Below are 23,863 nucleotides of genomic sequence, written 5' to 3'. Positions count from 1 at the left end.
TAAATAATAAAAGAGATACACAGTGATTATTCCAGCATTAGACGTATTACAAAATCAAATTGTACGTTTGTATCAAGGTAAATATGATACCGCACAGTTTTACCCCTTTGAACTTGGCGCTCGCCTAAAAGAATACGCTGACAGCGGCGCGGGTAAACTGCACCTAGTTGATTTAGAAGGCGCACGCGATCCAAGTAAAAAGCAGTGGCAACATATTCAAGCAGCCACAAAAGCACTGGATGTACCCTACCAAGTGGGTGGTGGTATTCGTTCAGAGCAAGATGTGAGCGATTGGATAAAAGCCGGAGCAAATCAAGTGGTTATTGGTTCAATGGCAGTTGAAAAGCGTGAACAGGTTAAAGCTTGGATTGAACAATTTGGCGCTGAGCACTTTGTGATTGCCCTTGATGTTAATAAAACTGAGTCCGGCTGGGCGCCAGCAACCCATGGTTGGTTAAATGAATCTGAGTTTGGGCTATTTGAACTTATTGATTTTTATGTAGAGCTGGGCATTATTGATTTTTTATGTACGGACATCAGTAAAGACGGCACCATGACCGGCCCCTCTTTTGCGCTTTATGAAGATTTAATTAATCATAATGCAGATATTAAAGTACAAGCGTCGGGTGGGGTAAGTTCGTTAGATGATATTAAAAAGCTAAATGAACTTGGTGTTGGCGGCGTGATTTTAGGCAAGTCTTTATTAGATGGTGCTTTTAGCGTAGAAGACGCGCTTAAATTAAGCTAAAAATATAGCTCTAAAAAAGGCACAGGTGCGAGCGCATCTGTGCCTTTTTTGTATAAAACTATCAGTTTATTTATGCTTACCAGGTAACATAGAGCCTAATACGCCATCTTGCTTTATTAAACCATGATAAAGCGCGGCACTAACATGCATAAAAATAAACAATAAAAATGCGTAAGCAATTAAACCATGTGCTTCACGGAAAAAAGCATATAGTTCAATATCTTTACTAACTAAGCTAGGCAAAGTAAATAAATCAAAAAAGCCCACATGACGGCCATCAGCGCTTTGCATTAACCAACCAGAAATCGGCATTAAAATCATAGATGCATATAAACCCACTTGGGTTAAATGCGCGGCTAATGCTTGAGCCTTAGGCACACTCGGTGGTAATGCAGGACTGGTGGTGACGACTTTATTGATTAATCTAATAGCAACTAACACCAACGCTAAAATACCAAATGACTTATGCAGCGCAATGGCCTCTATTTGCCAAACCGCTAAACTTTGTACCATCGACAAACCAAGAAATAACATAGAAAGTATGATTAACGCCATCGCCCAGTGAATAAGCATACTCGACGCTGAGTATTTATTAATTGTTTTCATTCGATATTTCCTGTTATTAATTATTTAAAAGTACTTCTTTAGCACGACGACGAAATGACTCAGCATAAGCCGCGCCACGGGCACGTAATATAGGATCGGCGCTTGGCTCTATCCCTGTAGGAAGTACCAAGGGATCAAAGTTCATATCAGCACACACGCCTCCTTCTTGCGCCTGAAGCCTTGAGATAACTAACGTACCGGCATTTATGGTTTTACGTGATTGAGGCCATAAAACAGTTGGGTTATTTTCATCATCCTCTTCGGTTGCAAAGCTAAACAGCATGTCGAATTTAACGGGGGCTTGAGCAACTTGATCTTTAAGTTGTAGCTGCAATGCATCGGCTGAATCATTATTAAGTGGTTGAATGTTTTCATCACTTAATTGTGGTTTAGCTATCCAACGTACGGCGTGCTTTTTATTATTTTCATCAACCAAATAAAAGGCATTAATACTGTGGTATTGCTCAGTGGCAAAACTGCTGGTTGGTTTATAACTTGCTTTCCAGTTATTAAATGCGGCACTTTCAGGGTGTGCGGCAAAAAAGGCTTTAATTTTTTCAGGACTGCGTTTTTTAGTTACCGGATCAGGGGATAGCGCTTGTAACTGTTTAAAGAACGCATCTGGCGTCGCTACAGCCATAACTGGAGGCGTGTTCATTGCTACGCGCCATTCTTGGTTATCATCGGTAGTTATAGAAAACGCTAAACTGCGCACCGGTGCTTTTAAATCAGGCGCGGTTGGGTTATTGCCCGCAATAGAAAAACGGCCAACAAAAGGAGTGGCCCCTAAATCAAATACCTTTGCTTGCGAATATTTAGCAAGCTCACCGGTAGACTCAAACGACCCCGCTAAACAAATACCTTTTGCATGGGCTCGACGAAAACCCGCATGGGCTTGATCACCTTGTTGTAAATTAACAAAACGCTGCGCAGTAACCGCATCGCTGTTAAAAGCGCCGGTAAAATATAAAATCGTCAGTGCAAATAAAGTGATTATTGCAATTAAGGTGATTTTTTTACTCATGGTAGGATTAGACCTCGTATGATTATTTTCATGATGATTATGTTTGGAATTTTTCATAGTTTTAATTACGTCTTTAAATTAATGGCTAACCATTACTGAGATATGCTTTAGATCGGATAGCTTTTATTTAGTTATACCGACACGACACTCACAAGACCGACCCCAAGCAATTAATATTTCAATTTAATTAATAAAAACCGCACTTTAAGTATTTTAAATTCCAAAAATATAATCTTTATGAGCTGCGCTTTAAAAAAGCCGATTGTTAATTATACTAATGTTGATACAAAGCAAGCATTAGGGTACTGATTTATTACGTTCTACAAAATCACACAAATTAAAACAAAACCGTACAGCAATAATAAACTGTTGAAATTAAAATATTATTTATTACTCACTCGTTATCTACTGCTTTTTTCAAGTAGTAAGTAGTTATAGCTTAATAAACAGCAGTACAGGTAAATTCGAAAATAAACACATTTACGCATTTTATAATTTTGAACCACACAAAAATGCCAACGATTAACACCGCACTTTTTATTTAAGGTAAGCAAGATGATCAATAAACCATGTTTTACTAAATTTAATTTTATTAGTATTGCGCTACTGTTGTTAGCCGGTTGTTCAGATAGCGAAGTCAGCACTCAAAAGCAAAACAAGCCACGCCCTGTTAAGTTAATAACCATTGATGATGGCTCTCAATCAAAAACACTCACCTATCCTGCCACTATAGATACAATAAACAGCTCAAAACTGGCCTTTCAGGTCAGTGGTAAACTTGAAAAGCTCAACGTTATTGCTGCGCAAAACGTAAAAAAAGGAGACGTAATAGCCGCATTAGAGCAACGAAACTTTGTTAATGAGGTTAAGTCGAGCAAAATACAGTTTGAAACGGCCAACAATGATTATCAACGTGGTTTAAAGCTTGCAAAAGACGGTGTTATTTCACAGCGAGATATAGAGCAACTAAAATCTAAAAAAGAAATGGCCGAATCACAATATGACTCAGCGCAAAAGGCATTATCTGACAGTAAAATCATAGCGCCTTACGATGCCATTGTTGCAGAAGTTCCAGTAAAGCAGCTTGAAAACATCAGTGCTGGGCAACATGTAGTTACCCTATTTGGTAAAGGTGAAATGGAAGCGGTTGTAAATATTCCCGCGTCTATTGTGGCCACGGTAGATTCTAAACAAAACAATGTAGCGACTGTTATTTTACAAGATGTATCGGCTGCGCCTATCCCTGCCACATTTAGACGTGCGAATTTAGAAGCCGACTCAGCCAGTCAAACCTATGAAGTACGCTTTTCGTTTGCTGTACCCAATAACCTTAATATATTACCTGGCATGAATGCCAGCCTAAAAATAGAACGTCAAACAAGTTCAAACGCAACACGACTGGCTGTCCCTACCTTTGCTATTTTTGAAGAAAACGGCCAGCATTTCGTATGGACTGTTGACCAACAAACAATGCAAGTATCAAAAACACTCGTTGCTATTGAGCAAGGTATTGGCGAACAACTGATTATTACTGAGGGCTTAAAAGCAGGTGATGTGATTGTAGGTGCAGGTGCAAACTATGTGACTGAGGGTATGAAAGTACGTCCTTGGACTAAAGCATAGGAGCGCAGTCATGGATTTAGCAAAGTGGACAATAAATAATAAATTAATTAGCACTATACTCATCATTTTAACGCTTGGCTTTGGTTTTTCGTCATACAAAAACATGGCTCGGTTTGAAGATCCCGAATTTATAATTCGCACCGCGCAAGTATTTGTTTCTTATTCAGGCGCGAGCCCGCTTGAGGTTGCTAAAGAAGTGACCGAGCCGCTTGAGCGTGCCATTCAAGAGTTACAAGAAGTCGATACTATATCGTCGACCTCATCAACGGGCTTATCTGAAATTAAAGTAGAAATTAAATCAGAATTTTCGCCAACCAAATCTGAGCTACAAGTTATTTGGACTAAACTCAGAAACAAAATTAACGATACTCGCCCAACACTTCCTCCTGGTACAGGGACCCCCAAAGTGTTTGATGATTATGGCGATGTATATGGCTTAAGTTATTTAATTACTGCCGAAGGTTACTCCCCCGATGAACTGCATGCCTATGCTAAAACGCTACAAAGTGACATTTTACAAGTAGACGGTGTAGCGAAAGTTGCCATGACGGGCGTACAACAAGAGGGAATATTTGTAGAAATTGCTCGAGAAGAGTTAGCCTCTTTAGGTGTATCTATCAATAACATTTACGGTATTTTGGATGAACAAAACGCCGTATTGAGTGCAGGTAATACCCAAATTGGCGATCAACGTATTTTTATTGATCCCACCGGCGAATTAAACTCCGTTGATACCATTAAAAACCTACTGGTAAGTGCCAGCGCTAAAGGTAAAACAATTTACCTAAAAGATATTGCCAATGTATACCGCGGTTTTCAAAGCCCAGCAACCAAGTTAGTGCGCTACAACTCTAAGCCTGCCATATCCCTGGGGGTTGCCAGTGTATTAGGCGCTAATGTGGTAAAAGTGTTTGACCGCGTTGATGATAAAGTAAAGCAAACTGAAAACCTCAGACCGCTTGGCATCAGCGTGCATGAGTTTTACCACCAAGGAAAAGTGGTACAAGACTCAGTCGATAACTTTGTGGTTAATGTATTAGTCGCGCTGGTGATTGTCATGGTCACGCTACTGCTATTTATGGGGTTGCGCTCTGGGATTATTATTGGCGCCGTATTACTGCTAACTATTTTTGCGACACTTGCTACCATGGACTTTAGCGGTATACCCATGCACCGTATTTCCTTAGGTGCGCTTATTATTGCCCTCGGTATGATGGTTGATAATGCGATTGTGGTGACAGAAGGAATTTTGGTAGGCACACAACAAGGGCGTAAAAAGTTAGACATTGCCAGTGAAGTTGTAAAACAAACTAAATGGCCACTACTTGGCGGTACATTAGTCGGCATTGTTGCCTTTGCACCTATTGGCCTCGCACCGGGCGATACCGCTGAATTTACCGGCCATTTATTTTGGGTTATTTTAATCTCTTTGTTATACAGCTGGTTATTTGCCATTACCCTAACTCCCCTGTTTTGTTATTGCTTGTTTAAAGAACAAGATGGCGATACCTCCGGTTCAGCAAAACCTAATAAGCTCATGGCACTGTATCAATCGGTTGTAGTGTCGGCACTTCATCATCGCTGGTTAACGGTTACTGTTGTGGTTGCCATGTTTAGTGTGTCTATGTGGGGTTTTCAATTTGTAAAATCAGGGTTTTTCCCAGCTTCCACCACGCCGCAAATGGTGGTTGATTTTTGGTTACCACAAGGCACCGATATTGAAAAAACCAAAAAAGACATGCTCAAACTGGAAGCGTTTGTAAAACAACAAAACGGCGTTGAAGGCATACAAACGCTTATTGGCGGTGGCGGATTACGTTACATGCTTATTTATGGCAGCGAATCACCCAACAGTTCTTACGGGCAAATTTTAGCTAAAGTCGATGACTATAAAAAACTAGATCAACTCTTACCTAGGGTACAAAACTACATCGATAATAACTTTGTGGATGCGCAAGGCAAAGTATGGCGCTTTGTAATGGGCCCAGGTGGTGGCTCTAAAATAGAAGCCACATTTAAAGGCCCCGATCCGAGTGTATTAAGAGAGCTGGCAGCAAAAGCAAAAGCCATATTAATTGATGATGGCGGTGCGTTATCAATTAAAGACACCTGGCGACAACGCATTAGTGTTATTGAGCCACAGTACTCAGCCATTAATGCACAGCGCGCAGGTGTAACGCGCAAAGCTGTTGCTGAAGCACTGCAACAAAACTTTTCAGGGCAAGTGGTTGGGCAGTATCGTGAAGGCGAAGAGCTCATTCCTATTATCGTCAGAGCGCCACAAAAAGAACGCGTAGACATAAACGACATTGGTAACATTCAAGTGCAAAGCAATATCACCGGTGAAACACTGCCTCTTGCTCAAGTCACCAATGGCTTTAAAACCGTATGGCGCGACGGCATATTAAAACGTGAAGACCGTGAATGGACCATAAAAGCCCAAGCCGATCCACTGCCAGGGGAGCTTGCTTCTGAGTTATTTAATAGAGTAAAACCAAAAATAGAAGCCATTGAACTACCACAAGGCTACCGCCTAGAATGGGATGGCGAATATGGTCAATCGAAAGAGTCTAACGAAATGCTGGCCTCAACTATTCCACTGGGTTTTTTAGCCATGGTACTCATTGTTATTGTGTTATTTAACGCATTAAAACAACCTATTATTATTTGGCTTGTGGTGCCATTAGCCTTAATTGGTGTTGTTTTTGGGCTGGTTACTACACAAATCCCATTAGAGTTTATGGGTATATTAGGATTACTGTCGCTCTCTGGTTTATTGATTAAAAATGCCATTGTATTAGTGGATCAGATGGATATGGAAATACGCCAAGGAAAACCACGCTATGAGGCCATTATCGATTCGGCAAATAGTCGGGTAAGACCAGTAATGATGGGCACACTCACCACCGTACTAGGGGTAATACCACTATACTTTGATGCGTTTTTCCAATCGATGTCAGTGGTACTGGTGTTTGGGTTACTGTTTGCCACCCTACTGACTTTAATTGTGATCCCCGTACTCTACGCGATATTTATGAACGTAAAAACAGATGAACATATACATAGTTAATTGTTGATCACACTGAATCTTGGTCAAATGTTATGAACACTTTGATCAAGATTCACCCTACTTTAGTCAAAAATTACAGAATAAACGCACAACCATAATGGCAATAAACGCACTTTCTAATTATTATATTAATATCAAACAGCAGTATTTTTAAATTAACGATAACAATTCTACTGTCCGCCCTATATTAAATTTAGTCGCTTTTGTTATTCAATAATAATTGGCTCGGAAACTTTATATGCCATTACAACGCTTACTTATTCTATTTATATCACTGGCGTTAAGTGAAGCCATTATTATGATGTTATTGGCATCATTTGTTACGAAATATACAGGCATCTGGTTTTCTGTAATATTAGATGCCAGCCTTATCTCATTCATTGCTATTATTACTATTCACTACTTATTTAATGATAGTGACTTTGTAAAAAACCAACAATCGAGAACCGAATTCCTAACATTTAAAATAGCTATGATCGTTTTTACGATTGAGGCTTTAGTTATGTTTGCCTTTAATTTTGACGAATTTGTTTTACAGCAATGGCAAGTCATAGCAATTGATAGCTTAATACTCAGTAGTCTGAGTGTGCCTATAATTTACTTTTCCATTATTAAACCTGCCTTCTTGCCCTTACAAGAGCAAAATTCGCAAAAGCTAAACACAACCATATTTACTAGCCTACTGACCTATTTTTGCTCTGCAATTATTTTATATATTGCCTTGTATATGTTTTACGAAAACCAAATACAAACGCGTATAGGTTCTGTTATTCAAAAAGAGAAAAATGAGTTAAAACAAGCTAAATATTCGTTTTTACAACAACTTAATCATGCATCTCGTGATCTGTTAATTCTTAAAAATAATCACCACTTTAAGGAACAGCGTTTTTTTAGTAATGAAAACAAAACACTATTAGAACAGGACTATTTTAATTTTATCACCATAAAAAATTATTACACCCAAATAAGAATTCTTAGCTTAAAAGGCCAAGAGTTAATAAGGGTGCAAAGAGAAAATAACAGTACCGTTATCGTACCTCCAGACAAGCTTCAAGATAAAAGCGATCGATACTACTATAAACGCGGGATAAAGCTCAGCCCTGATGATATTTTTATATCTCCATTAGATTTAAATATTGAAAATGGTCAAATTGAAAGGCCATTAAAACCAATGATCCGTTTAGGCTCAGTGCTAGTTGACAAAAACAATGAAAAGATTGGCTTACTTATAATAAATCTCGGAGGTGTGCATTTACTTAGTCAATTAGAAAATATTTCTAAAAGCTCACTAGGTGACATTATGCTCTTTAATGAAGAAAGTTACTGGTTATTTGGTGATGTACAAAAACAATGGGCTTTTATGTTTGCCAATAAACCCCAGCAACGTTTTCAAGATATCCATCCAGATATATGGCAAGCGATGGAAACTAAAACAAATGGGATCATTGAAAAGGATAACAACATTTATATTTTTGAACACATGACCTTACTAGATCAAGTACCAACACTTGATAATCCGAGAAATAGCAACGGGAAATGGCCCAAATGGAAGTTAGTAAATAAGGTCCCTCTATCACTGATTGAAAACGAATTTAGTAGTTTAAAAAAATTGATTGTTTTGCTCTATCTAGGTGTAATGTTATTAATGATATTTGTTATTTACACCTTTGCTAATCACACTATCGCCAGACGAGAATACGAGGCCAAAGTAGAAAGTTATGCGTTTGTAGATAGCTTAACAGGACTTTATAACCGTAGGATATTTTTAGATAAGCTTGATAAAGAACTAAATAAAGCCCAGTTCAATGAGTCACCATTAGTCCTCATGTATTTAGATTTAGATTACTTCAAGCCAATAAATGATGAGTTAGGCCATGGTGCAGGCGATGAAGCACTTAAAGAAGTTGCAACGCGCATAAAAAGCTGTTTACGTAAGCACGATATTATTGCTCGAATAGGTGGAGATGAATTTGCAGCAATTTTGCCACAGTTAAATGATAAAGACGTGATCTCTGAGATAGCACAAAGAATCATTACAAATATTAGCAAACCATTTATTTTATTTGACCAAAAACGCACGCTCGGAATAAGTATAGGAATTACCATCACAAACGGACAAGCTCATACTAGCTTAGAAGTAAAAACACACGCAGACCAAGCACTTTACGAGGCTAAAAATTCCGGTCGAAACTGCTATCGGTTTTCTAAAGAAACACGCTAATTTTTAGTATTTTATGAATTTAGTATACGGTTTCAAGATTGCGCGTTTTTCCGGAATGAATTATCACTTTTAGTTCTAGCTTTTACCATTAACATAGCGCAAGTTTTATTATATAGTGGAGCCAAGAATTCATTGCATAGTAATGCATTTAGATTCATTCATTAAATTAACTATTCATTTTTATTAAAAATATAACATATCAAGTGCAGTCTATGTGTCTTCTAATGAGTTATACCAATAACAAACGTAATAATAACCATATTACAATCCAGAATTTTAAAAACGAGGTAAGCGCATGTTATCAAAACGCATAATTCCTTGTTTAGACGTAAAAGACGGCCAAGTCGTTAAAGGCGTTAAATTTAAGGGCCATGAGGTAGTCGGCGATGTTTTAACACTTGCTAAAGCCTACAGTGAAGCCGGTGCCGACGAACTGGTATTTTACGAGATCAGTGCAAGCGTTGAAAAACGATTACTCGATGTAAATTGGGTAGAAAATATTGCCCGCCATATCGACATTCCATTTTGTGTAGCGGGTGGCATTAAATCGGTAGCCGATGCAGCGCGCGTACTTGAACGCGGCGCTGACAAAATCAGTATTAATAGCCCTGCCATTGCCCGTCCTGAGCTTATAAAAGAGTTACACGATGAGTTTGGCAAGCAGTGTGTGGTTGTCGGTATTGATAGCTTTTACGATGAAAAAACCGGTGAATACTTAGTGTATCAGCTTACAGGCGATCCTAATGCCTCAAGCCGTACTCGTTATAAAACTCAAGAGTGGGTTCAGCGGGTACAAGACTTAGGTGCTGGCGAAATCGTTTTAAATTGTATGAACCAAGATGGTGTTCGCAACGGTTACGACAATGAGCAGCTGAGTAAAATACGCGAGCTATGCGACATTCCTTTAATCGCCTCAGGGGGTGCAGGCACAATGCAAGATTTTGTTGATGTATTTAAACAAAGCAAAGTAGATGGTGCACTCGCAGCCAGCGTTTTTCATAAAAACGTGATTAACATTGGCGAACTAAAACAATTTTTAATAGATAACCAAGTGGCAGCCAGATTATGCTAGTAACGCAAGAAAACCTAACTCAAGTTGATTTCGCAAAAAGCGAGATGATCCCTGCGATTGTTCAAGATGCACGCTCTGGCGTTATTTTAATGCAAGGTTTTATGAATAGCGAAGCGCTTGCTGTCACGCTTGAAAGTAATAAGGTTACTTTTTATTCGCGTTCTAAATCGCGTTTATGGACCAAAGGCGAGTCATCAGAAAACTACTTAAACGTGGTCTCTGTGCATACAGATTGCGACTACGATTCAATTTTAGTATTGGCAAACCCAGAAGGGCCAACGTGCCATTTAGGCACGCAAAGCTGTTTTGGCGATGCTGCAAAACCAAGCTTAAGCTTTTTAGCGCAACTTGAAGATGTGATTGTTGCACGTAAAAACGACGATCCAGCTAAAAGCTACACCGCGTCCTTATTTGCTGAAGACTTAAGCCGCAGCTGCCAAAAAGTAGGTGAAGAAGGCGTTGAAGTGGCGCTTGCGGCAATGAAACACGACAACAATGAGCTTACTAACGAATCGGCTGACTTGTTGTATCACTTAATTGTGTTACTACAGCGTCAAGGCTTAGAGCTCACCGATGCAGTTGCTTGCCTACAAGGGCGTCATAAGTAAAACCGCCTGTTACTGTGTGCGCCATTTTGTGGCGCACTCAGTATGTTAAAACCATAAATTCACTTTAAATTACACCTTGCGAATAGCATTTACTCCCTCCCTTAGGTATTCTTTAACTAGGGTCTGTTGACCTTTGCGGATTAAAATTTGTTCAAACTAGGGGCGGTTTAATCGCGGCGCGAGGTTTGCAACCTAGTGGGCTAAGTCAAAACCGAGCAACAAAGAGTAAATCGCCCCTAGGCAGAACCCGAAGGGCAGCGCCTGTTTGGCATTGATGCTGCGTTAGCACCTATTTATGGGGAATAACAACACTACATAGGCTCTGCCTTGCCTAAATACCAAACAGACTGCTGCAAATTCAACCTTGAAAGGTCAATAGACCCTAATGTTCAAGGAATAGCTATTACAAAAGGATAGCGCATTATGAAAACCTATATATCGCTGGTATTAACTGGCCTAATTTTATCTGGCTGTAGCAGTTTAACCACTGAGCAAAAAGCTAAACTAGATAACCTAACCCCCTGCGAAAAAATGGATGGGCTAATTGCCGCCTATGACAATCGCTTTGAAGCGTTAAAAGACACCAAAGTAAAAACACCTTATTTAGATGTGTGGAGCGCAAAGTACAACGTATTTGGCAATAACTGCCAAGTAACCAGCTTTAACAATCAAACCGTGACCTATCGCTGTCAAGAAAACTACAAAGACCAACAACAAGCCGTTGCCATGCATAAACAAGCCGTTGAGCTCACTCGCCAATGTTTAACAAAAAATAGCAACTGGTTAGAAACACAAAAAGAGTCGGAAACCTCTCTGCGCACCACCTTTGTACTTGATGATAGGTCGCCGGTTATTTCTGTTTATACCAGCAAAACCTTATCAAAAATTAAAACCTGGTCTACCTCGTTAGAAGTAGGAAAGCCCGTCGCCACTAAATAATTACGAGAGAATGTATGCGCCTAACACCCAGTAAACAATCCACTCATTTAAAAACAGACTGTATCGGTGAATGTTATAGAATGAATGGCTACTGTACTGGGTGCGGGCGCACAAGTGACGAAATATTCGACTGGATTATTTTAACCGATGAGCAAAAGCAAGCTATATTGGCCTCCCCTCGTGAAGATGCAAAAAAAGACTAGCTTAAATTTATAACCATTAAGGCGCATTACGTTGTGATGGGTCACGTTTAAAGTCTTTACTTAATCGCTTAGGGTCTAACGCTTCACGTTGTTTGCTAGCACCTTCTGCCCACCAAATTAATTGGTTAAACGTGCGCGAAAAATAGCTATCCCATGATGTTTGCTCTGCCGCATTATTTGCGTCACCACTTTCAATAAACACATCCTGCGCTTTTGGTACATGGATCATTGCTGATACCGGCAAACAGCCCAGTTCACTTAAAAAGCTGCGCATACCAACAGCAGCGCGCACGCCGCCCCACTGCCCTGCAGAATAGGTAACAATTGCGCTGGGTTTATAGCCAAATAAAGAACTACCAAAGTGGTTTAGCAAATTAGCGAGTGCCGGACTCATCGAATGATTATATTCAGGGCTCACCATAACAAAGCCATCGCTGGCTTTAATTTTTGCCGCTAAGTCATCAAGCTGTTTAGGTACCTCAGCCTGCGAATAAGCAAAGTGCGGTTTAAACACAGGGTCAAAATCGTAATCGAGCGGATCAATAACCTCTATTTCATGCTCAGAGTAATGCTCAAGCAAACAACGCTCACATGCTTTCGCTACTCTCTCCCCTAAACGCGCAGGCTTAGGTGGGGTACTTTTTCTAACCGAACCGAGAAAAATTAAAATTTCATGTATCGGCACTCCTTTTTAATTGCGAAAATAAATACCTCAAAAAAGTTTGAGGTATTTACTGTACGATTTAGGCCTTATCGAGCGCTTGGCTTACATCGGCAATAATATCGTCAATGTTTTCAATACCCACCGATAAACGAATTAAATCGCGGCTAACGCCAGCATTGGCCAGCTCTTCATCATTTAATTGTCGATGCGTGGTAGATGCTGGGTGGCAAGCCAGCGATTTAGCATCGCCAATATTTACCAAGCGTAAAATCATGTTAAGGGCATCAATAAACCGCGTACCAGCCTCTAAGCCACCCGCAATACCAAAACTTAAAATACCTGACGCTTTACCATTGGTAATTTTTTGGCTTATTTCGTTATACGGGCTTGATTTTAATCCCGCATAATTAACCCAAAGCACCTTAGGATGGCTCTCTAAATATTCAGCAATTTTTTGCGCGTTTTCACAGTGACGATCCATTCTAAGCCCTAATGTTTCAAGGCCAATTAAAATGTCTGATGCGTTTTTAGGCGCAAGCGCCGCACCGGTATTTCTAAGTGGTACAACGCGGCAACGCCCAATAAATGCCGCTTCAGCAAACGCATCGGTATACACTACATTATGGTACGACGGATCAGGCTCATTCATCATCGCAAAACGGGTTGCATTGGCTTTCCAGTCAAACTTGCCCGAATCAACAATCATGCCGCCAATAGCGGTTCCATGGCCGTTAATGTATTTAGTGAGTGAGTGCACCACAATATCGGCACCTAACTCAAATGGACGACACAGATACGGCGTAGCCACGGTGTTATCTACAATTAAAGGCACCCCTTTGCTGTGGGCAATTTTCGCAAGGCGAGCGATATCAACTATATTCCCAGCAGGGTTACCAATTGATTCGCAAAAAACTGCACGAGTGTTTTCATCAATGGCGTTTTCAAAACCGTCAAAATCATCGGCTTTAATCATTCGCGCCTCTATACCTTGGCGCGGCAAGCTGTGGGCAAATAAGTTATAAGTACCACCATACACTTGGCTGGTGCTTACAATATTAGTACCCACTTCACATAAACATTGAATCGCATAGGTAATCGCCGCCATACCCGAGGCCACAGCCAGCGCACCAATACCGCCTTCCATCGCGGCAATACGCTGCTCAAGCACCGCATTGGTTGGGTTCATTATGCGGGTATAAATATTACCAGGCACTTTTAAATCAAATAAATCAGCGCCATGCTGCGTATTATCAAAGGTGTACGAAGAGGTGTTATAAATCGGCACCGCCGCCGACTTTGTGGTGGCTTCAGATTCATAACCATGGTGCAACGCTAAAGACTCAAGTTTCATAATTTATTCCTTCAATATAGTTACATCTAACGTAGCATTTAATGGTTACAAAATGCACATGAAATATACTAAAGAATGTTGAAAGAAATAGATTTATCGCTGTATCTAGCTAAATGTTCAAACTACCGTTTGCTCATATATTAAATAAAATGAGCCAAGCGCGCATATTATTCCTCTAAGCGTTGCTTAAATACAATAAAAAACTAGTGATAGTAATATGTTAGGTAATTTGTTAAAACTATATAAAATAGAAAAGTGAGCGCAGCGCTGGTATAAATATGCGCGGTGAGCGCACTATTAAATTGTTAGGCATCAGTGTTAACCACAATAGTGGCACCAATATTAGGAGTAAATGTGGAATATATACTCAGTATATTATCAGGTGGTTTGAGTGGTGCCGTATTAGTTTGGTTAGCTAAAGGGTGGATATCTGAAAGGTTGAAACAATCCATTCAGCATGAGTACGCAGAAAAACTCGAAAGCTATAAAACAGAGTTGAACTCGAAAGTTGAGGGTATTAAACATGAAAATCAAGTTTCTCAACTTCGTACATCATTGTTCTTTGATCACCAAAGAGATGCGTTCGCCGCTTTGATAACGAAAATAGCTCAAGTGAATACTGATTGGTTGAAGCACTATGATCCAGACGAAGGGTTATATGAACCTGTACCATTTGAAGGATATCGAGAATTTAAAAGTCTGTTATACAAGCATCAATTGTTTTTGGACGAAGAATGTTTGATGGCAATGTCTTTAATCACTTCTGCATATACAAGATCTTTTCCCTATGATGATCGTAGTGGTGCTCCTCCACACCAAAATGATTCTAGTTCCCATGTTTCATATATTGAATACCTACAACCAAGAATCGCTTCAATTTTCCGAAGTAAAATTGGTGTGGCATCTGATCCCCAACATTTAGTTGATATTGCTGTTCTATCCGCTATCGAGCTTGTTAATGGCTACCACTTTCTAGAGGTTGATATCCCACCTAAAGGGAACTTATCAACAAAGGGCATTAACAACGCCTCTGATAAAGTTGCTTTAGGTTTGAAAAACAAAGATGAATTAATATCTCTACTTGAAAATTTTGATGTGTACTTAAACCGAGATGGTGGTTGGCTTCATGAAGCACAACTTAAAGTAAAACGAACCCTAAATGTACTTAGAAAAATGCCTAACAAGGGCATTCAAGTGGAAAAATAACAGTTGGCCATCGCTTCGCGATTATACGCCAACCATTATTTTCCACTTAATAGCAACGTTATGTCTACAAGGAGGTATTATGCAAGCACCATGGAACGGTGAAAAAGTTAATTTATTTATTCGCTCTTTAGCAATAATATTTATCATTTGCGCACTTATTGCGTTTAGTAGTTTACTAATTGCATTCTTTGAACGGGGTAATGTCAGTTTTGATAATCTAGATTTTAGGGCTGTATTCGGTATGCTATCAGCTCCTTATTTTTTCCTATTATTTTTAAAAGTTGCGGTAACAGGTCATGCGCCAAAATCATGGATTCCATGGAAGTAGTGTAAACATAACAAGCGCTTTAACAAAATATGTTAAAAGTAAAAGGAAATTTATGAGTCTATGTCCTCGCTGTGAACATAAAATAGATGTTTTCAGCCTTTATTTATCTGCATTCCCGTTTTACTTTAAATGTGCCAATTGTCAGTTGAGATTGAAACTTATCAGCTCAAAATTATTTTGGGCTATATTTTTATTGTATTCGGCAGTCGTGTTTACATTGATAATGTATATTCCAATTTTTAGCAAATATGGTTTAGGCGTAATATTAGCCATATTAGGCTGGTTCTTTGTTTACTATAAATCGTCACCTTACATACTCAGCAAAGATAACGTTGCACTATATGGTAGTGACTAGCTAAAAACAGCTTTGTTTTATCTCTTCCTCTAAAAGCGCAGCGTCTCCTGCCCTCTTTGTGCATAAATCACTTAAAGACCTTATTACACAAAGAGAAGTGGATGGGAGGCTTCGGGCTACGAGGCGCGAGTAAAATGCTAATGCCCATAAATACGCGATATGAAATCGCTGCTACTAAAGACATTTACTGATAAAAACAATTTTTTGCACCACAGAGAATCCCGAGGCGCTTTGCGCTACACAGAGGTGGATTGATATCTTTTAAGCATTTCTCTGTGAACTCTGTGTCCTCGGTGGTAAATACTTATTTAGGCTTAACTCTGGCTCGATATGAAATCGCTGCTACGAAAGACATTTACTGATAAAAATAATTTTTGCACCACAGGGAATCTCGAGGCGCTTTGCGCTACACAGAGGTGGATTGATATCTTTTAAGCATTTCTCTGTGAACTCTGTGTCCTCGGTGGTAAATACTTATTTAGGCTTAACTCTGGCTCGATATGAAATCGCTGCTACAAAAGACATTTACTGATAGAAACAATTTTTGCACCACAGAGAATCCCAAGGCGCTTTGCGTTACACAGAGGTGGATTGATATCTTTTAAACATTTCTCTGTGAACTCTGTGTCCTCGGTGGTAAATACTTATTTAGGCTTAACTCTGGCGCAATGTGAGATCGCTGCTACAGGGCAATATATGGCTTTTTTACGTTCACTAAAAGGTCTTATTCTACAAATAGAAGTGAATGAGCAGAAAACACAGGCATAACGTGTACTGGCTCAGACTGAAAAAAATCGTTGGCTAACTTGGTTTTTGGCTATTTTTCATCATTTCTAAATAGCGCCCTTCAATGAATTTTTTTTCTTTTGTAAGGTGTTTAAGTGCGTACTGTGTTTTTTCTAGCTCTTGCTTTAGTGTGTCTAACTCCTCACTACTTTCTGGCCCGTCTGTTTGTAACTGCAATTGCTGTAGTAGTTGGTCTTGCTCTGCAATTTGCCTTTTATATTCGTTTAAAGTGTTAAGTAGTCTTGTTTGATCGGGCGTTGAGGATGTATCTGCGCTTGATGTTTTATCACTATTTTCGCTTGCGGTTTTAAGCGCTTCATAATCTGCTTGTAGCTGGTCTTTTTCTTCTTGAAGCACAGTCACTGCATCATATTGTGCATAGAGCTTTTGACGGGTCACTTTTAATTTTTCAACACTTTTATCGAGATCCCCTTTTAGTTTGCGAATTAACTGATGCGAGCGTTTTAATTTTTTATTGAGATCATCAATTAGCTGTTGTTCTTTTTCGGTAACATGATCTTTGGTTGATGAAGTAACCTCTGTTAATTGCTGTTGTAACAGCATTTGTACACTGATTAACTCAGCGATAGTTTTTCGATTATCGTTAACATAGCTCATGGCATTGTCAACAGACTCTCTGCACATAGCTAACGTCGCATCATCCATTGTGCCGTTACTTTTAACCATACTCAACGCAAAAGCCCTAAACTCTCTGAGTATCAATAAAAGAATATAAAACCACGCGGCTAAAATAAGTAGCCCAAAATTTATAGCAATATAATGATAAACCTCTGGCGGAAAAACGGCATATGGCATTATTAAATTATCTTAAATTAAGTGTTTATTTACTAGAGTTTAGCGCTGTCAAAAAAATCTGCCATAATAACAACAACATTTAAAAAAAAGTAACATGCGTGAAAATACTTATCGTGGATGACAGCCAAGCAACACTCGAAATAGTACGCCGAGGGTTGGAAAAATTTGGCTATCGAAAGTTATTAATAGAAAAAGCTAGCAATGCTAAATCTGCGTTAACGCTGATTGGTAGTTGGCACCCCGATATTGTCCTTACAGACTGGCATATGCCTGATATGTGTGGAGTTACGTTATTACGTGCAATAAAGCAAAGGCAACTTAATATAATAGTGGCAATGCTGACCACCGTTGATGAAAAGTCTCAAATTGAAGAAGCTATTAGCTTTGGTGCATCCTTTGTATTATCAAAGCCTTTCACAGACGCGCAACTACACGATAAATTATTGCCTTTAGTACAGCTTGTTGAAAATAACGAAATCATCCCTGATGAAATTGAATTAAACAGTGATTTAGCGTTACCAAAACTGTCGCAATTAGAACGATTGTTTCATAAACATATAAGTCAGTCCTTAATCGTAAACACAATTCAACCTCAGGTATTTGATGAGTCTAAAGTACCCTGCGTCATGGCTGTTTATGAGGATCCAAAAAGTCAAAAAGTACGTGCCATTGCCATACTTGATATTTATGCTGCCTGCGTAATGGCAAGTGGCTATAGCAGCTTGTCGGCTGAAGATATCAGTAACTCTATATTGTCAGGCGTTGTAACGAATACAGCATTAAGCGCATGTAAAAAAGCGTTAACGGAAACGGCTTTTGCCTTTTTAGACAAACGAACACGCGTTAGTTTACAAATCAAAACGGTCAAAGTGATTACCACGCCTTTTCGTAAACTCACTTTGCTGTATAAAACACCTGCTGAAAAGCGCATTGATTTTAGTTGTCAGCTTGAGGGCATGGCACAAGGTAAAATCATGTTGGTTGGCATTTAGTAAATTAAACGCACGTATTTACCATTATTAAAAAGTTTATATTTAAAAACACCCTGCTCCTACAAAAGCGCAGCGTCTCTGCACCCTCATGGTAAATCAATCACTTAAAAACCTTATTCTACAAAGAGAAGTGAATGAGCAGTAAATTAGTAACCTAAACCACCAAACAACCTTGTTTTATACCTTCCTCTGAAAGCGCAGCGTCTCTTCGCCCTCTTTGTGCATAAATCACTTAAAGACCTTATTTAACAAAGAGAAGTGAGAGCTACGAGGCGCGAGTAAAATGCTAATGTCCATAAATACGCGATATGAAATCGCTGCTACGAAATACATTTACTGATAAAAACAATTTTTGCACCACAGAGAATTCCGAGGCGCTTTGCGCTACACAGAGGTGGATTGATATCTTTTAAGCATTTCTCTGTGAACTCTGTGTCCTCGGTGGTAAATGCTTATTTAGGCTTAACTCTGACGCGATATAAAGTCGCTGCTACGAAAGACATTTACTGCTAAAAACAGTTTTTTCACCACAGAGAATCCCGAGGCGCTTTGCGCTGCACAGAGATGGATTGATATCTTTTAAGCATTTCTCTGTGAACTCTGTGTCCTCGGTGGTAAATGCTTATTTAGGCTTAACTCTGACGCGATATAAAGTCGCTGCTACGAAAGACATTTACTGCTAAAAACAGTTTTTTCACCACAGAGAATCCCGAGGCGCTTTGCGCTGCACAGAGATGGATTCATATCTTTTAAGTATTTCTCTGTTAACTCTGTGTTCTCGGTGGTAAATACTTATTTAGGCTTAACTCTGACGCGATATAAAATCGCTGCTACTAAAGATACTTACTGCTAAAAACAAATTAACTCCCCCCCGCAACCCGAACCTCGCAGCTCGTAGCCCGCAGCCCGTACCCTAAGTTAAATTAATCGCCGAAAATGTTTAAACAAAAAAAGGCGCTTCCGATTAAGGTAAGCGCCTTTTTGTTATTTTAACTGCTTCTTATTTTACGATTTTCATTTCGTCTAATAAGTTTTGGGCGTTATCTACTTTATCCATTACCCACAGCATGTAGCGTGAATCTACATGGATTGAGCGATTTAGCTCTGGGTTGTAATCCCAATCACCAATAATGCTTTCGTACACACCGTCAAACAGTAAACCCACCAGCTCAGCTTTACCATTTAGTGTTGGTGAACCTGAGTTACCGCCAGTTGTGTCTACGTTTGATAAAAAGTTAACCGGTACGGTATTCATGCCACCTGTGTAATCACCATAAAGCTTGGCTTTAATTTGCTCTTGCAGCTTTTTAGGCGCATTAAATGGGTCAACATCGGTGTTTTTAGCCAGTAACCCTTCAAGTGAGGTAAACGGCGTGGCCACTAAACCATCTTGCGGAGAATACCCGCCTACCGTGCCGTAAGTTACACGTAATGTGCTATTTGCATCGGCGTAAACCGGTTTGTTTTGCGCTTTATTAAAGGCAATAATCGCACTCATTAACTCTGGGCGAGCGGCTTGTAACTTACCTGCAAGGGCTTTTGACTTATCTTCCTCAGCTTTCATTACCGTGAATATGGCTTTTGCATATTGCATGAATGGGTCTTGGCTTTGGTTTAATTGGCTAAGCGTTTGCTCAAATAATGAATTACGTACAATTTCGTTATCAAGCGTTGATTTAGCGTACATTTCATCAAGTAATGCACTTTGTTTTGCTTTATCAAACCCATTTTCTAAAGCAAAGGCTTTATCAATTTCACTAAAACGCTCTGCTTTAGGTAATGCTGCATATTGCTCTAAAAAGTGCAGTAATATGGCTTTATCTACGTTTGCGTCAAAGCGACGAGACATACGCTCTAAACCCGATTTAATACGCGGTAAATCACGTTCTTGATAACCCGATTCACGCTCGCTATTTGGCTTTTGTTTTCATAAGCTAAACGGTATAAACGACGTGCCGTGCTGATCATTTGTGAACGGTGAACATAGCCTACCATACGGTCGCGCTCACTGTGCTCTTGCGATTGTGCAACAAGTGCTGATAACTCATTAAGTACATTACCGTAGCGCTGTTTACGTTCGCTATCGCTGTTTATCCAGCTTGTAAGTTCTTGTTCAAACTGCTTTTTACGCTCAAACATGGTGCCTTTTTTAAAGCTTTCGATCATCGAGCCATAGTTTTTAATGTAGTTGTTATAACCAGCTATGGTGCTTTCGTAAGCAATACGCGCTTTGCTGCCGTCTTCTGAGTTTTCTTCAATAAGTGACACGTATTTAGTATTGTGCATGCGCGCTTTAGGGTAGCTGTCGTTAAATACATAATCGACCTCTGCCGCAATACGGTAACGATTGGTTCGTCCTGGATAGCCAGTAACCATGACAAAATCACCCTCTTGCACGCCTTTAGCACTTACACTTAAGTAAGACTCAGGCACGTACGGTACGTTGTCTTCGCTGTATTCTGCTGGTTTGCCGTCTTTACCTACATAGGCGCGGTAAAAACCAAAATCGCCTGTGTGACGCGGCCACATCCAGTTATCGATATCGCCACCGTATTTACCTACGCCCATAGCAGGTGCATACGCTAAACGTACATCTTTAATTTCCAGCGATTTAATAAGGTAAAACTCTAAACCACCATGAAACGAATATACATTACAACGGTAGCTAGCATCAGCTTCACACTCTGCAACGAGGGCTTTTTGATTTTTTTCTAACGCATCGTAGCGTGCTTTTGCACTTAGCTCGTTAGTGCCGCTAATTACTTTATCAGTCACGTTGGTCACTGTTTCTGTAACGTACACACGCGAACCTGGCGCAGCAGGTAAATCTTCAGCCGGTGTTTTTGCTAAAAAGCCGTTTTCAAGTATGTTGTTTTCAGGCGTTGAATTATATTGCACTGAGCCATAAATACAGTGATGGTTAGTAACAACTAAGCCCTTTGGCGAAACAAACGAGGCTGTACATCCGCCTAAGCTAATAACCGCATTCATTGGAAATTCGGTTAATTTTGAAATTGAATCAACACTGATTTCAAGGCCTTTGGCTTTTAAAATTGATTCCAGCTCTGGTAGCTGATGTGGTTGCCACATACCTTCATCGGCATTGGCCGCAGAAGAAAGTGCCAGTGAACAGGTTGCTACCAAAGTGGCAACAAGAGGTTTTAAACGCATTATAGAATCCCTTTTATTATTGAACCTGCAGATTACTCATTAAGTATGAGTAAGGTCAACTGCGCTGAGATAAATTGTTACAATATAGCGCCCAATAAACAAAAAAGGAGCTAAGCTCCTTTTTAAACAAAATGATAAACGATGTTAGTCGTCTTTTTTCACATCATTTGGATGCGCTACACCCATCCATGCTTTAAATAATGCTTTTTGCTCATCAGTGGCATTTTTATTCGCAACCACTTTTTTAGGTTTGTCGAAATCTTCAGACAACACAAGCTCAGTCGACATTAATGCATCACGACGAATAAAATCAACAGTGACTTTATCGCCTGCTTTAAAGGTTTCTAGGCTGGCTGTTAAGTCTTTACCTACATGCTTTTTATTAATAGCGACGAGTTTATCGTCGGTGGTTAAGCCGCCTTGCCATGCTGCACCATCGCGGCGTACATGGGTAAGCGTAAGTAACTCGCCAGTATTTTTAGTCAATGCATCTAAGCTTGGTGTGGCCTTGGCTTTTTCTGGTAACTCTAAGCTTAAACCTACTTTTGCTAGCAGTGCATCAAAATCAAGGTTGGCTGGTGAGCTAACATTTGCCTGCCACCACGCGCTGTAATCACGCCCTGATAGTTGTTTTAAAATAGCCAGTACGTCTTGCTCAGTAAACCCTGCCGGTAATTTATGCTGTTTATAAAGCGCTTTATGTACATCTCTGTAGCTAATTTTACCTTGGCTATTTTCAAGTAGGTCGATATCTAACGCCATCGACAATAATGAACCTTCAAGGTAAATATTAGTGCTGTAGTTACGTGCGTGATCGCCGCCTTGGTTTATCCATTTATCAAAACTGGTTTCGCTGGCACTTTGTACTTCACGCCCAGGGGTAGTGAGGTGGCGGTTAATGGTTTTGCTTAATACTTTAAAAAACTCATCGTTAGTTTGAATACCCGAACGCACTAATAAATGATCTTCAAAATAGCTGGTAGAGCCCTCTGCTATCCATAGCAATTTTGAATAATTAATATTAGTGTAGTCATATGGCGCAAGCCCTTTAGGACGGTACGCTTTTACATTCCAAGTATGAATAAACTCATGAGCTGCCGTACTTATAAAACCTAAATAGTCTTCACGTTTAGCAAAGCGGTCGCGTGGGCGCTGAATAATCGTTGAGTTTAAGTGCTCAGTTGCCCCGCTTGCGCCTGATGTAGCATGTACCATAAATACATAACGTTCATAAGGGTAGCTGTCCCAAATCACATTGCCGGTAGCCACTAGCTTTTTCAAATCGGTTAGCATCAGTTCAATATCGTAATTGCCCTCACCCCATACCACCAGTTCGTACTCACGACCATCAACTTCAAAAGTGCGTAGCTCGTTAATACCGGTTTCGATTGGCGAATCAACTAATACATCGTAGTCACTGGCTTTAAAGCTGTGCTTATTTTTATAATTTTCCATGCCTGACACAGAGCGCCATGCTTTAGGGACGTTTAATTCAACCGTTACTGGCTCTTGGCGAAATGATTCGCTAAACATAAAAAAGCCTGACGCATCAATAAAGGCATGGCTGTCGTCAATATGGCGGGCGCGCTTACCTAGCTCATTGGCATACACTTGGTAATCTATATTTACTTCAGTGGGTTCATTTAAATGAACGCGCCATGTGCTGTGGTCAATCTTTTCCCACTTTAATGCATTACCTTCATCATCACTGGCTTTAAAGTAGCGAACGCCATTGGCAAGATTTAAAATTTCATAACGACCAGTGCGCCATGCTGGAAGTTTCACATCTAAGAAAGACTGCGCCGTTTTAGGAAATTCTACGTTCACATCACCTAAATGATGCTCTGGCTGAGAAATGTTTAAAGCGTAATTAACGTCGGCAAATACCGGTGCTGAACAGGCAGCTAAAATTGATAAGGCAAGTAGCTTTTTCATAAAGGCTCTTTTTTATATAACGTATTGTTGTGCCAAGGTTAACAAGACCCATTTTAAAAGTGAATTAAAAGCGATAAATACACTTATATTTAAGATCGTTCGTATTTTGTTGCTAAAAACATTAAGTTTTTGATCTCATACCTAC

At 39.7% G+C, this 23,863-nt stretch carries 17 protein-coding genes and 1 pseudogene; 11 read left to right on the top strand and 7 right to left on the bottom strand.

Going from position 1 to position 23,863, the window contains the following annotated elements; genetic code table 11:
* Positions 1-22 precede the first annotated feature (22 nt).
* Complete coding sequence (locus PSM_RS17945; RefSeq protein WP_013463292.1) at positions 23-748, top strand: 1-(5-phosphoribosyl)-5-[(5-phosphoribosylamino)methylideneamino] imidazole-4-carboxamide isomerase; 726 nt, start codon at positions 23-25, stop codon at positions 746-748.
* Positions 749-814: 66 nt separating this feature from the next.
* On the opposite strand, the gene PSM_RS17940 is transcribed toward PSM_RS17945, so the two are convergent.
* The gene (locus PSM_RS17940; RefSeq protein WP_013463291.1) at positions 815-1,354 is read right to left on the bottom strand and encodes a cytochrome b; all 540 of its coding nucleotides are present in this window, start codon (positions 1,352-1,354) and stop codon (positions 815-817) included.
* Between the two features lie 16 nt (positions 1,355-1,370).
* Positions 1,371-2,378: a catalase family peroxidase gene (locus tag PSM_RS17935; RefSeq protein ID WP_013463290.1), complete on the bottom strand. Its 1,008-nt coding sequence runs from the start codon at positions 2,376-2,378 to the stop codon at positions 1,371-1,373.
* 555 nt (positions 2,379-2,933) lie between these two features.
* Between PSM_RS17935 and PSM_RS17930 the strand changes: the two genes are divergently transcribed.
* The 7 genes from PSM_RS17930 to PSM_RS18550 all read left to right on the top strand — a co-directional run bounded on the left by PSM_RS17930 (position 2,934) and on the right by PSM_RS18550 (position 12,114).
* The gene (locus PSM_RS17930; protein WP_013463289.1) at positions 2,934-4,001 is read left to right on the top strand and encodes an efflux RND transporter periplasmic adaptor subunit; all 1,068 of its coding nucleotides are present in this window, start codon (positions 2,934-2,936) and stop codon (positions 3,999-4,001) included.
* A 10-nt stretch (positions 4,002-4,011) separates the two neighbouring features.
* Complete coding sequence (locus PSM_RS17925) at positions 4,012-7,071, top strand: efflux RND transporter permease subunit (RefSeq protein ID WP_013463288.1); 3,060 nt, start codon at positions 4,012-4,014, stop codon at positions 7,069-7,071.
* 238 nt (positions 7,072-7,309) lie between these two features.
* Complete coding sequence (locus PSM_RS17920) at positions 7,310-9,292, top strand: GGDEF domain-containing protein (RefSeq protein ID WP_013463286.1); 1,983 nt, start codon at positions 7,310-7,312, stop codon at positions 9,290-9,292.
* A 295-nt stretch (positions 9,293-9,587) separates the two neighbouring features.
* Positions 9,588-10,364: an imidazole glycerol phosphate synthase subunit HisF gene (gene hisF / locus PSM_RS17915; protein WP_013463285.1), complete on the top strand. Its 777-nt coding sequence runs from the start codon at positions 9,588-9,590 to the stop codon at positions 10,362-10,364.
* The gene (hisIE, locus tag PSM_RS17910) at positions 10,358-10,972 is read left to right on the top strand and encodes a bifunctional phosphoribosyl-AMP cyclohydrolase/phosphoribosyl-ATP diphosphatase HisIE (RefSeq protein WP_013463284.1); all 615 of its coding nucleotides are present in this window, start codon (positions 10,358-10,360) and stop codon (positions 10,970-10,972) included. Before hisF ends, hisIE begins: the two co-directional genes overlap by 7 nt.
* A 423-nt stretch (positions 10,973-11,395) precedes the next feature.
* Positions 11,396-11,911 carry a hypothetical protein gene (locus tag PSM_RS17905; RefSeq protein ID WP_013463283.1) on the top strand — a complete coding sequence of 172 codons (516 nt, stop codon included), beginning with the start codon at positions 11,396-11,398 and terminating at the stop codon, positions 11,909-11,911.
* 14 nt (positions 11,912-11,925) lie between these two features.
* Entirely contained in the window at positions 11,926-12,114 is a 189-nt protein-coding gene (locus tag PSM_RS18550) for a DUF1289 domain-containing protein (protein ID WP_016900157.1), read from the top strand.
* A 16-nt stretch (positions 12,115-12,130) separates the two neighbouring features.
* Here the strand turns inward: PSM_RS18550 and PSM_RS17900 are convergent, their stop codons facing one another.
* Positions 12,131-12,799 (bottom strand): NADPH-dependent FMN reductase, encoded by a 669-nt coding sequence (locus PSM_RS17900; RefSeq protein WP_016900156.1) that lies wholly within the window; start codon positions 12,797-12,799, stop codon positions 12,131-12,133.
* A gap of 58 nt (positions 12,800-12,857) precedes the next feature.
* Positions 12,858-14,129 (bottom strand): O-acetylhomoserine aminocarboxypropyltransferase/cysteine synthase family protein, encoded by a 1,272-nt coding sequence (locus PSM_RS17895; protein ID WP_013463280.1) that lies wholly within the window; start codon positions 14,127-14,129, stop codon positions 12,858-12,860.
* 354 nt (positions 14,130-14,483) lie between these two features.
* Between PSM_RS17895 and PSM_RS17890 the strand changes: the two genes are divergently transcribed.
* Both PSM_RS17890 and PSM_RS17885 read left to right on the top strand, forming a co-directional pair.
* The gene (locus PSM_RS17890) at positions 14,484-15,335 is read left to right on the top strand and encodes a hypothetical protein (RefSeq protein ID WP_013463279.1); all 852 of its coding nucleotides are present in this window, start codon (positions 14,484-14,486) and stop codon (positions 15,333-15,335) included.
* A gap of 79 nt (positions 15,336-15,414) precedes the next feature.
* Positions 15,415-15,663 (top strand): hypothetical protein, encoded by a 249-nt coding sequence (locus tag PSM_RS17885; RefSeq protein WP_013463278.1) that lies wholly within the window; start codon positions 15,415-15,417, stop codon positions 15,661-15,663.
* Positions 15,664-16,819: 1,156 nt separating this feature from the next.
* Here the strand turns inward: PSM_RS17885 and PSM_RS17880 are convergent.
* Positions 16,820-17,620, bottom strand: coding sequence for a hypothetical protein (locus tag PSM_RS17880; RefSeq protein ID WP_013463275.1), 801 nt, complete (start codon positions 17,618-17,620; stop codon positions 16,820-16,822).
* 98 nt (positions 17,621-17,718) lie between these two features.
* Between PSM_RS17880 and PSM_RS17875 the strand changes: the two genes are divergently transcribed.
* Positions 17,719-18,612 (top strand): response regulator, encoded by an 894-nt coding sequence (locus PSM_RS17875; RefSeq protein WP_013463274.1) that lies wholly within the window; start codon positions 17,719-17,721, stop codon positions 18,610-18,612.
* Between the two features lie 1,000 nt (positions 18,613-19,612).
* Here PSM_RS17875 and PSM_RS17870 read toward each other — a convergent pair.
* Positions 19,613-21,783, bottom strand: a pseudogene (locus PSM_RS17870) (S46 family peptidase).
* A gap of 144 nt (positions 21,784-21,927) precedes the next feature.
* Positions 21,928-23,718, bottom strand: a complete 1,791-nt coding sequence (locus PSM_RS17865; protein ID WP_013463273.1) for a M61 family metallopeptidase — start codon at positions 23,716-23,718, stop codon at positions 21,928-21,930.
* Positions 23,719-23,863 lie beyond the last annotated feature (145 nt).

This window comes from Pseudoalteromonas sp. SM9913, from assembly GCF_000184065.1.
GTDB lineage: Bacteria > Pseudomonadota > Gammaproteobacteria > Enterobacterales > Alteromonadaceae > Pseudoalteromonas > Pseudoalteromonas tetraodonis.
This window is presented reverse-complemented; position numbering and strand designations above follow the sequence as displayed.